The 7790-nt window shown below is 63.0% G+C and carries 10 protein-coding genes; all 10 read right to left on the reverse strand.

Going from position 1 to position 7790, the window contains the following annotated elements; genetic code table 11:
- Positions 1-640: amino acid--tRNA ligase-related protein (locus ACT67G_RS11345; protein WP_443664310.1), on the reverse strand; the 640-nt coding region annotated here is incomplete at its 3' end.
- A 42-nt stretch (positions 641-682) separates the two neighbouring features.
- Complete coding sequence (locus ACT67G_RS11350) at positions 683-1921, reverse strand: S-layer homology domain-containing protein (RefSeq protein ID WP_443664311.1); 1239 nt, start codon at positions 1919-1921, stop codon at positions 683-685.
- Between the two features lie 48 nt (positions 1922-1969).
- Complete coding sequence (locus tag ACT67G_RS11355; RefSeq protein ID WP_443664312.1) at positions 1970-2470, reverse strand: hypothetical protein; 501 nt, start codon at positions 2468-2470, stop codon at positions 1970-1972.
- 48 nt (positions 2471-2518) lie between these two features.
- Entirely contained in the window at positions 2519-3061 is a 543-nt protein-coding gene (locus ACT67G_RS11360; RefSeq protein WP_443664313.1) for a hypothetical protein, read from the reverse strand.
- 56 nt (positions 3062-3117) lie between these two features.
- Positions 3118-4473 carry a histidine--tRNA ligase gene (hisS, locus tag ACT67G_RS11365; protein WP_443664314.1) on the reverse strand — a complete coding sequence of 452 codons (1356 nt, stop codon included), beginning with the start codon at positions 4471-4473 and terminating at the stop codon, positions 3118-3120.
- 357 nt (positions 4474-4830) lie between these two features.
- Complete coding sequence (locus ACT67G_RS11370; protein ID WP_326214681.1) at positions 4831-5244, reverse strand: methylglyoxal synthase; 414 nt, start codon at positions 5242-5244, stop codon at positions 4831-4833.
- Positions 5245-5264: 20 nt separating this feature from the next.
- Entirely contained in the window at positions 5265-6017 is a 753-nt protein-coding gene (gene minD / locus ACT67G_RS11375; protein WP_325246813.1) for a septum site-determining protein MinD, read from the reverse strand.
- A gap of 120 nt (positions 6018-6137) precedes the next feature.
- Complete coding sequence (rsmG, locus tag ACT67G_RS11380; RefSeq protein ID WP_443664315.1) at positions 6138-6842, reverse strand: 16S rRNA (guanine(527)-N(7))-methyltransferase RsmG; 705 nt, start codon at positions 6840-6842, stop codon at positions 6138-6140.
- Positions 6842-7243, reverse strand: a complete 402-nt coding sequence (gene mscL, locus ACT67G_RS11385; RefSeq protein WP_443664316.1) for a large-conductance mechanosensitive channel protein MscL — start codon at positions 7241-7243, stop codon at positions 6842-6844. The genes rsmG and mscL overlap by 1 nt, the downstream gene beginning before the upstream one ends.
- A 260-nt stretch (positions 7244-7503) precedes the next feature.
- A partial coding sequence (locus tag ACT67G_RS11390) for an aminoacyl--tRNA ligase-related protein (protein WP_443664317.1) occupies positions 7504-7790 on the reverse strand: 287 nt, incomplete at its 5' end.

Genomic DNA, 7790 nt, shown 5'->3' on the forward strand with positions numbered 1-7790 from the left:
AATAGCGGTCAAAGCCGGAGGTCATCAGCAGCTGCTTGAACTGCTGGGGAGCCTGGGGCAGGGCGTAGAACTTGCCTGGGTGGTTCCGGGCGGGCACCAGGTAGTCCCGGGCGCCCTCGGGGGAGGAGGCCGTCAGGATGGGGGTGGTGATCTCCAGGAAGCCGTGTTCCGTCATGGCCTGACGGATGGCGGCAACCACCTGGCAGCGCAGGATGATGTTCTGCTTGACGGCGGGGTTGCGCAGGTCCAGATAGCGGTACTTGAGCCGCTGGGCCTCGTCGGCCTCCCGGCTGCGGTTGATCTGGAAGGGCAGCTCGTTGTGGCGGCAGCGGCCCAGTACCTCGATCTTCTCCGGGACGATCTCAATTTCGCCGGTGGCCATCTTGGCGGACTTGCTGGCCCGCTCCCGGACGGTGCCCTCCACGGAGATGGTGGACTCCTTGGTGATGGCCTTGAAGGTGTTTACCATCTCAGGGGTCTCCGCCACCACCTGGGTGGTGCCGTAGAAGTCCCGAACCACGGCGAAAGCCAGTTCGGCGCCCACTTCCCGGACGTTTTCCAGCCAGCCGCAGATCTTCACGGTCTTGCCGGCGTCGGAGAGGCGCAGCTCTCCGCAGGTATGGGTACGGTTCTGCATCATAGTTCAAAAATTCCTTTCTGTTTTTGGAATATGGTGATCGTATTAGAAAAGCGGGCTCTGGACCAGCCGGGTCTGAGCGGCGGCAAGATCCAGACTGCTGAGGGAATCCGAGAGGGTCACGGTCATAGCGGCTTTGGCTGCAGCCAGGTCGCTCTCCATCCGGATGCTGCCCGGGGTCTCCGCCGGGCCCGAGGGAGAGGAGCCCCAGTTTTCACTGCCGTACTGCTGGGCGTACAGCGCCGACAGGCGGCTCTTCATAAGATTGTGGGTGTTCTCCCACCGCTGGGCAGCCTCGCTGAGGCCCCGGTAGCCGGAGACCATGGCGCCGTATTCCTTGGCCAGATCCTCCTGCGTGACGGAAATGCCCCGCTCCGCCGCCAGGCGCTCCAGGGCCAGGTCCTCCTTCATGGTGTCGGCAGCTTCCGTCAGCACGGTGTCCAGGCGGCCTGCGTCAGGACCGCCGCTGACCAACTGGTGGTACCGCTCCTCCAGAAGGGTGCAGATGGTGGGCGCCACCACATCGGCCCGGATGGCGGTGCCGTCCACGGTGAGGGCGGTGGCATAGGGGTCCAGCCCCAGGATGTCCCGGCAGACATCCAGGGATTGCAGGGTGAAGGTCTGCCGCTGCTGGGGATCCACCAGACGGGCCAGCATGGCTGCCGCCTGGCTCCGGTTCAGGATCCCGTTTCCGTCAAAAGTGCCGTATTGGTCCGTGCCCGCCAGGATCCCGGCGTTGTAAAAGGCCAGCACCGCCGGGTCCGTGGAGTCCGGCAGCACCGTCACGGCGTTGATCCCGGGCAGTTCCACCTTGGCGGCTTCCAGGGTCAAAGACAGCAGTTCCACAAAGGCATGCCGCCTGGCCGGGTACTTCCCGGCGTGGAAATTCAGCATCAGGGCATCGGCTCCGCCTTCATAGGTCAGCGCCTGGGCCAGGTAATCATAGTAGGGCTGATACCAGGCCTGGCCCTCCTGGGCCGGGGCCACGGTGCCGTCCCCACCGGTGAGGAGGCTGTACAGCCGGGCGCACACCGCCACGATGTGCTCCGGCATCAGGGTGCCCTGGGGGTTGAACCGCTCCGCGGTCTGCCCCTCCATGAGGCCTGATTCATAGACGGTCTCCACCTCCGATTGACACCAGCTTCCCACCGTGTCGGTAAAGGACGGGGTATCCTTCACCTTGGGGATAAGCCAGCCGTCCCCCTCCGCAGCCTGGGCGGGAAGGGCCAGGGACAGGGCCGTCACCAGAGACAGCACCAGAGCGGCAAAGCGTGAAAAACGCATGGAAACCACCTCCAAATAGAATACAAATAGGATAATAACAATTCTATATTACGAATTGGATTCAATTGGATGTGACAATTCCCACAGTGCGTCCCCCAGTTCCCCGCCGGAGCGGGAAGCGGAGACGGAGCAGGGGAGATAGCGGCTGGTGCCGGGAGTTTCATAGGACCACTGGTCAACGAACCACTGGAGGGTGACGCGGTCCCCCTCCCGGCCGGTGAGGGAGAGGAGATAGTTGTAATCCCCGGCCTGGGTGGGCGTACCAAACTGCACCGGGTTCAGGAGACTGCGCAGCGGGTTGAGCAGGGAGCGGCGCACCGTCAGCTCCTCCGCCAGGGCCGTGGCCTCCGGGGCCTGATCCCAGTCCGCATTGAGCTCCCGGGTCTGGGAGCCGCCGGCCTGGTCGAAACGGCTGATGACCATGTGGATCCGGGCGGGCTCCGCGCCCAGCAGCTCCGTGAGGGTCAGGGGGCGTGTGTACCAGAGAGCGGCGGCGGCCAAAAGCACCACCACCGCTATGGCGATGATCCATCTGCGGCTACGCTTCATAGGGCACCTCCTGTCAAAGCAGCGGTTTGAGGGGGCGTGGGGATTCCGTTAGGGATCGTTTTCCACCGGGGTGGCAATCTCCCAGATTTGAGCGCACAGGTCCTGGCCGGTCTCCTTGGCGTTTTCCACCGCCAGGGGCAGCGAGAGATTCCGGTCAAAGTCCCGGTACTCCCACTCGTCCACCCAGAACTCCACATAGCCGTAGACCCGCTCTCCGTTCTCACCGGGCTGGCTCAGGGAGATAAACAGGTGCTGGAACTCCCCGTCCTCCCATTTCTGGGCCTCACCGCCGGACTCCGGCAGGAAGGGCAGGACGATGCGGATGAGGTTGGTGGGGGGACGGCGGAAGCGAAGTTCCTCCAGCCGGGCAAGAAGCTCGTCAAAGCCCTCATCTCCGGCGGAGAGGGTGAGATCCCGCTGCTGCGTGTCCATGTCCTCGTCCACGAGGAGGACGGTGATGGCGATGTCATCCGGTTCCGTGACGCCGGTGAGGGTCTTGATGTCCAGGGGACGCTTGTACACCAGGGCGGCCACCAGTGCCGCCGCCAGCACTGCGATGGCGGTGATATAAAAGATTTTTTCCCGTTTCATGGTTCTTGAGACCTCCGTTCCGTCAAATTGGGACGCAGGGCATCAGAGGGCGGACATCACTCCAGGATGACGGCGCCCTTTTCCCGCTCCGCCAGGCCTGCCTTGATGCGGTAGATGGTGGCGGCGGCGTCCAGCTTGGTCTGCTCGCCGGTGGCCATGTCCTTGCAGGCCACCACACCGGCGTTGACTTCGTCCTCCCCCAGGAAGATCACATAGGGGATGGAGAGCTTGTCGGCGTAGGAGATCTTCTGCTTGAACTTCTTGTCCTCGCAGTGGAGCTGGGTGCGGATGCCGTTTGCCCGCAGCTGCGTGGCCAGGGTGATGGCGGGGGAGAGATCCTCCGTCATAGGCAGGATCAGCACGTCCGCCGGGGCGGTGGGGAGGTCGGGGTTGAGCATTTTCTGCTCTCCCAGCACGTAGAAGAGGCGGGTGAGGCCGATGGAGATGCCCACGCCGGGGAGCTGGCGGTCGGTGTAGTATTCCGCCAGGTTGTCGTACCGGCCGCCGGAGCACACGGAGCCGATCTCCGGGTGGTCCAGGAGAGTGGTCTCGTAGACGGTGCCGGTGTAGTAGTCCAGTCCCCGGGCGATGGTGAGATCCACCGCGAAGTTCTCCGCCGGGACGCCGAAGTCGGCCAGGTACTCCGTCACGGCCTTCAGCTCCGCAAGGCCCTGGTCAAAGGTCTCGTTGCGGCCCTGATAGGCCTCCAGGGCGGAGAGGACTTCCTGGTTGGAGCCGGTGATGGCGATGAACTTCAAGATCTCGCCCGCCTGCTCCGCTGTAAGGCCGCAGTCGTCCACCAGCAGGGTACGGACCTTCTCGGCGCCGATCTTGTCCAGCTTGTCCACGGTGCGCATGATGTCCCCGGACTGTTCCGTGAGGCCCAGCATGGCATAAAAACCGTTCAGGATCTTGCGGTTGTTGACCCGGATCTGGAAGCGCTTGAGGCCCAGGGTGGAGAAGGTCTTGTAGATGACGGAGGGGATCTCCGCCTCGTTGAGGATGGAGAGCTTGCCGTCGCCGATGATGTCGATATCCGCCTGATAGAACTCCCGGAAGCGGCCCCGCTGGGCCCGCTCGCCCCGGTAGACCTTGCCGATCTGGTAGCGGCGGAAGGGGAAGGAGAGGTCGTTGTAGTGGAGGGCCACGTACTTGGCCAGGGGCACCGTCAAATCAAAGCGCAGGGCCAGGTCGGCGTCGCCCTTGGTGAAGCGGTAGATCTGCTTTTCCGTCTCGCCGCCGCCCTTGGCCAGCAGTACCTCGCTGGACTCGATGACGGGGGTGTCCAGGGGGGTGAAACCATAGAGGGAGTAGGTCTTGCGGAGGATCTCCATGATGCGCTCCATCTGCTGCTGGGGCGCGGGCAGCAGCTCCATGAAGCCGGAGAGGGTGCGGGGGGTCATTTTAGCCATAGCAAATGCTCCTTTTCGTGTGATGCGGGCCTCCGGCCCGCGCTTGCCGCCGGCGCGGCGGAGAGGGCGGGGCCGCAGAAAAAAAATATGCTCCCGTCCCAAGGCTTTGGGACGAGAGCGCATGCCGCTTCGTGGTGCCACCCAAATTCAAGGCTCCCGGGGAGCCTCCTTTGGCCTCCTGTGGCGCGGGGAGGGGCCGCGGGCGTCTCCGCCCCCGCTCCGCCGCTGTCCTTCCTCCACTCCGGCCGGAACGCTCTCAGCGGCGCGTCCCTCTCTGTGGGGCCGGTGGGTTGGAGTACTGCTGCGGCATCTGCGCGGTGCCTTTTTGGTTGATTGTACTGCCCCTTGGGACAAAAGTCAAGCGATGGGACGGTTGGAGGGATTGACGATGCACCGCCAGTCCAGATCGCCCCGGGCCAGGCCCAGCACCAGCATCTCCGCGGTGGCGATGTTGCTGGCAAAGGGGATGTTGTTCTGGTCGCACAGGCGGGAGATATAGGAGACATCCCCGGCCATGCTCTCATTGGAGGGATCGTTGAAAAACAGCACCAGATCAAACTCGTTATAGGCGATGCGGGCGCCGATCTGCTGGCTGCCGCCGTGGGCGTAGGACAAGAAGCAGTGGACATTGAGGCCGGTGGCGTCAGCGACCATGTGGCCGGTGGCATTGGTGGCGTACAGGCTGTGCTGGGAGAGGATCCCGGCGTAAGCGGTGCAGAACTGGACCATCAGTTCCTTTTTATTGTCATGGGACATGAGCGCGATATTCATGGGCAGTCGTTCTCCTTTCTTTATTTGATTCGCAGCAGGGGGACTCTGCCGCCCCGAATGCGTTTTGCGATATTTCGGTAGGCAGCGGCGGCCATGGAGCCGTCGCAAAGCTGGACGGGCACGCCCCGGTTCAGTGCCAGAGGCAGGGCGTCGTCCTCGGGGACCACCCCCAAAAGAGGCAGGCCCGCCTGATCGATGGCGTCGTCAATGGTGGCGTGGAGCTGGCGGAGCATCTTTTTGCGTACCCGGTTCACCACCAGGTGCAGCGTCCCGGCGGGGAAGCGGTGGAGCTCCATTACCGTGTGCTGGGCGTCCCGCAGGGAGGAGGCGTCGGCGGTGGAGACCACCACGCACCGGTCCGCGGCACACACTGCCAGCCGGAATCCGTAGCCCAGGCCCGCCGGTGCGTCCAGCAGGCAGAAATCAAAGCTCCGGCGCACCTGGCGCAGCAGGTTTTCCATCTGGGCCGCCGTCACGGCTTCCCTGCGGCTGCGGGCCGGCGCCGTCAACAGATACAGGCCCGGGATCTTGGCGTGTTCCACCACGGCGTCCTGCAGGGGACAGATCCCCTGGGCCACGTCGGTGAAGTCCATCAGGGCCCGGTCGGAAAGGCCCAGGGCCAGATCCAGGTTCCGCAATCCCACATCGCAGTCCAGGCACAGCACCCGGCAGCCCTCCCGGGCCAGGGCGGCCCCCACGCCGGAGACGAAAGAGGTCTTTCCAGTGCCGCCCTTGCCGGACACCACCGCGATGCACTGACCACGCCGCTCCATATGGGGAACCTCCTTTAGTAATTTTTTGATATAGGATCCGCTGCCATTATATAATGCCCGCCCGGCGGAGTGCAAGTGCGGGTTTGGCATTCCATGGGAAAACTTGGCGCCATAACTTTATTATAGCGGATTCTTCTTGATTTTTGCAAACATTCTGGGGTATTTTTCCGGGGTTTTCCGAATTTTTTTGATGAGAACCGCCCGGTGGGTCACCTGGGTACCGGGAATGACGTAATCCTTTACCTCCGGATCGGCGCCTCCCAGCAGGGAAATGGCGCGGGACGCGGAGCGGAGTTCTGCATCGGAGTCCACGGATTTCATGGCCACAAACACGCCGCCCACCTTCACCAGGGGCAGGCACAGCTCGCAGAGCATGGGCAGGGCGGCCACCGCCCGGGAGGTGACGATGTCGCACCCTTCCCGGTGCCCGGCGGCAAACTCCTCCGCCCGGGCGTGGACGCATTCCACGCCGGTAAGGCTCAGATCGTCGCACACCTGCTGCAAAAAGTTCACCCGCTTGCCCTGGGCGTCCAGCAGCGTGATGGAGAGGGAGGGCTCCAGGATCTTCAGCGGCAGGCCGGGGAAGCCCGCTCCGGTGCCCACGTCCGCCACGGTCTTGTTCCGAAAATCCGCCAGGGTCAGCAGAGCCGCACAGTCCAGAAAATGCAGCGTGGCGATATCCGCAGGCTCTGTAATGGCGGTGAGGTTCATGACCTTGTTGGTCTCCACCAGCAGCTGCGCGTAGCGCTGCAGCTGCGGGATCTGCTCCGCAGACAGGCCCAGGGCCGTCAGGCCCTGACGCAGGATGGGTTCCATCTGCTCCATTACGCACGCTCCTTCAAAAGATCCCGGATCTCCGTCAGCAGCACTTCCTCACGGGAGGGTTGGGGCGGAGGAGGAGGGGCCGCCTCCTTTTTCCGGTGCAGGCGATTGACGGCCTTTACCAGGCAGAACACCGCAAAGGCCATGATGAGGAAGTTCAGCACGGCGTTGATGAAGCTGCCCAGCATCAGCGCGCCGCCGCCGGGCAGCTGGAAGCTGAGGGCGGAGAGAGCCTCGTTGCCGCCTGCGAAGATCCCCAGGATGGGATTGATGATGTCGTTTACCAGGGAGTTGGTGATGGCGCTGAAGGCGCCGCCGATGATGACGCCTACCGCCAGATCCAGGACATTGCCCCGGGCGATGAATTTTTTGAACTCGGCCAGAAAGCCGTTGGGGTTGGACATAGATGCGTTGCCTTTCCTTGAAATTGCCCTCCGGCAAAGCAAGATTGCCGGAGGCTTGAAAACAGGGTTCCGCAAACCCTTGCGCCCCAAGGGTTTGCGGCCTTAGACCGGAATGGAGCCGATAGAAGAGGGCAAAACCATCCGGAATTGGTGCGGACGTGCCGCTGTGGGCTGGAAACGGGTTTAACTATTTGTAATATCCAATAAAAATATTACAAATAGGATTATTTCAAGCCCAGCCGGCCCGTTTTCTGAAAAATTTACTTCTTGGGCACCAGCTTTTCCGTGCCGCCCATGTAGGGGCGCAGAACCTCGGGAATGATAACGGTGCCGTCCGCCTGGAGGTTGTTCTCCAGGAAGGCAATCAGCATCCGGGGAGGTGCCACGCAGGTGTTGTTGAGGGTGTGGCACAGCTGCATTTTGCCGTTTTCGTCCTTGTAGCGGATCCGCAGGCGGCGGGCCTGGGCGTCGCCCAGGTTGGAGCAGGAGCAGACCTCAAAGTACTTCTGCTGACGGGGGGACCAGGCCTCAATGTCGCAGGACTTCA

The sequence above is a fragment of the Dysosmobacter sp. genome (assembly GCF_052306735.1).
In the GTDB taxonomy this organism is placed as follows: Bacteria; Bacillota; Clostridia; order Oscillospirales; family Oscillospiraceae; genus Oscillibacter.

What these genes read in the sequence shown, in the direction of transcription:
- ACT67G_RS11350 (WP_443664311.1), bottom strand. Translation starts at nt 1,921, where the DNA reads ATGCGTTTTTCACGCTTTGCCGCTCTGGTGCTGTCTCTGGTGACGGCC.
- ACT67G_RS11355 (WP_443664312.1), bottom strand. Translation starts at nt 2,470, where the DNA reads ATGAAGCGTAGCCGCAGATGGATCATCGCCATAGCGGTGGTGGTGCTT.
- ACT67G_RS11360 (WP_443664313.1), bottom strand. Translation starts at nt 3,061, where the DNA reads ATGAAACGGGAAAAAATCTTTTATATCACCGCCATCGCAGTGCTGGCG.
- hisS (WP_443664314.1), bottom strand. Translation starts at nt 4,473, where the DNA reads ATGGCTAAAATGACCCCCCGCACCCTCTCCGGCTTCATGGAGCTGCTG.
- ACT67G_RS11370 (WP_326214681.1), bottom strand. Translation starts at nt 5,244, where the DNA reads ATGAATATCGCGCTCATGTCCCATGACAATAAAAAGGAACTGATGGTC.
- minD (WP_325246813.1), bottom strand. Translation starts at nt 6,017, where the DNA reads ATGGAGCGGCGTGGTCAGTGCATCGCGGTGGTGTCCGGCAAGGGCGGC.
- rsmG (WP_443664315.1), bottom strand. Translation starts at nt 6,842, where the DNA reads ATGGAGCAGATGGAACCCATCCTGCGTCAGGGCCTGACGGCCCTGGGC.
- mscL (WP_443664316.1), bottom strand. Translation starts at nt 7,243, where the DNA reads ATGTCCAACCCCAACGGCTTTCTGGCCGAGTTCAAAAAATTCATCGCC.